Below are 1669 nucleotides of genomic sequence, written 5' to 3'. Positions count from 1 at the left end.
GTTCCTAATTCGTGAGTAGGCGGTTCCAGACGACTCGTGGGTGAGTCGCTGGACTGTTGAGGTGGGTTGGGTTCGTAGTGGCCGCGTGGGCGCCGGGCAGACTCCTGTTGGTTCCCGGCCCGTCGAGGCCTTACGAAAGAACGGCGGCGCCCGGCGTCTTCGGGCCACTACGGAACCCAGCCCGGCCTCCCGTACGTAGAAGGTTGCGGTGTGAGCCCGTCGCAGGGTGACCTCTTCGCTTCGTCCCGAGCCACCGAGCTCTGCACAAGACGGAGGCCCCTGCGGTGCGCTGGTGCCGCGAACGGCTAGTGAGATGGCGGACCGAAGAGTCCTGGAATTAGGTCGCCGCGTGGCCCGCACAGGCTCACCACCCGCGCGAACAGCAAGAGATGGGAGAACTGCATGACCGTGTTCTGCGGGATCGACTGGGCCGAGAACCACCACGACGTGGCGCTGGTCGACGACGCCGGACAGTTGCTGGCCAAGCGGCGCATCACCGATGACGTGACCGGCTACCAACTGCTGCTGGACCTGCTCGCCGAGCACGGCGACACCGCCGACGAGCCGATATCGGTGGCCATCGAAACCGGACGCGGCCTGCTCGTCGCCGTCCTGAACAACGGAACACGGCCGATCTACGCCATCAACCCGCTTGCCGCCGCCCGCTACCGGGACCGGCACAGCGTCTCCCGAAAGAAGTCCGACCCCGGCGACGCCCTGGTCCTGGCGAACATTCTCCGAACCGACCGGCACGCGCATCGGCGGCTGCACGCCGACAGCGACCTCGCCCAGGCGATCACCGTGCTCGCCCGTGCCCAGCAGGACGCCGTCTGGGCGCGTCAGCAGCTGGTCAACCAGGTCCGCTCGCTGCTGCGCGAGTACTTCCCCGCCGCTTTGGACGCCTTCCTGGGAAAGCAGTACGGCCTGGCCCGCCCCGAGGCCCGCGCGGTCCTGACCGCGGCACCGACCCCGGCCAGGGCCGCGAAGCTGACCTCGCCCCAGCTGCGGGCCGCACTCAAACGCGCGGGCCGCACCCGCGGCATCGACGCCGAGGCTGACTGTCTGCGGACCATTTTCCGCGGCGGCTACGCGCACCAGCCACAGGCCATCGAGGACGCCATGGGACACCAACTGCTCGCACTGGTCCGCCAGTTGGATGCCGCCTGTCTGGCCGCTGAAGATCTCGCGACGGCGGTGGAGGAGCATTTTCGCCGGCACCCGGACGCTGAGATCCTCCTCAGCTTCCCCGGTCTGGGAGTACAGCTCGCCGCCCGGGTGCTCGCCGAGATCGGAGACGACCGCACACGCTTTGCCGACGCCCGCGCGCTGAAGGCCTACGCGGGCTCGGCCCCCATCACGCGCGCTTCGGGCAAGAAACGCTACGTCGGACGCCGCTTCATCAAGAACGACCGGCTGATCACCGCCGGGTTCCTCTGGGCCTTTTCCGCCTTGCGTGCCTCCTCCGGAGCCGACGCCCACTACCGCCGACGGCGCGAGCGCGGAGACTGGCACGCCCAAGCCCAGCGACACCTGTTCAACCGCATGATCGGCCAGCTCTACCACTGCCTGCAGACCGGACAGCTCTTCGACGAGCAACATGCTTTCACCTCCTCAGCAGCGGACTCGGCCGTCGCGGCTTGACTTCTTAGGCACGTGAGATGTCTTTCGG

General features: G+C 68.1%; 1 protein-coding gene. It reads left to right on the top strand.

Going from position 1 to position 1669, the window contains the following annotated elements:
* The first annotated feature begins 402 nt into the window (after positions 1–402).
* The gene (locus ACFYVL_RS44625; protein WP_389255931.1) at positions 403–1641 is read left to right on the top strand and encodes an IS110 family transposase; all 1239 of its coding nucleotides are present in this window, start codon (positions 403–405) and stop codon (positions 1639–1641) included.
* Positions 1642–1669: the final 28 nt, after the last annotated feature.

This window comes from Streptomyces sp. NPDC004111, from assembly GCF_042874215.1.
In the GTDB taxonomy this organism is placed as follows: Bacteria; Actinomycetota; Actinomycetes; order Streptomycetales; family Streptomycetaceae; genus Streptomyces.
Note: the sequence above shows the minus strand (reverse complement) of the source record. Positions and strands in the feature narration are given on the sequence as shown.

Coding starts and splice junctions, on each gene's coding strand:
- ACFYVL_RS44625 (WP_389255931.1), top strand. CDS start 403: ATGACCGTGTTCTGCGGGATCGACTGGGCCGAGAACCACCACGACGTG.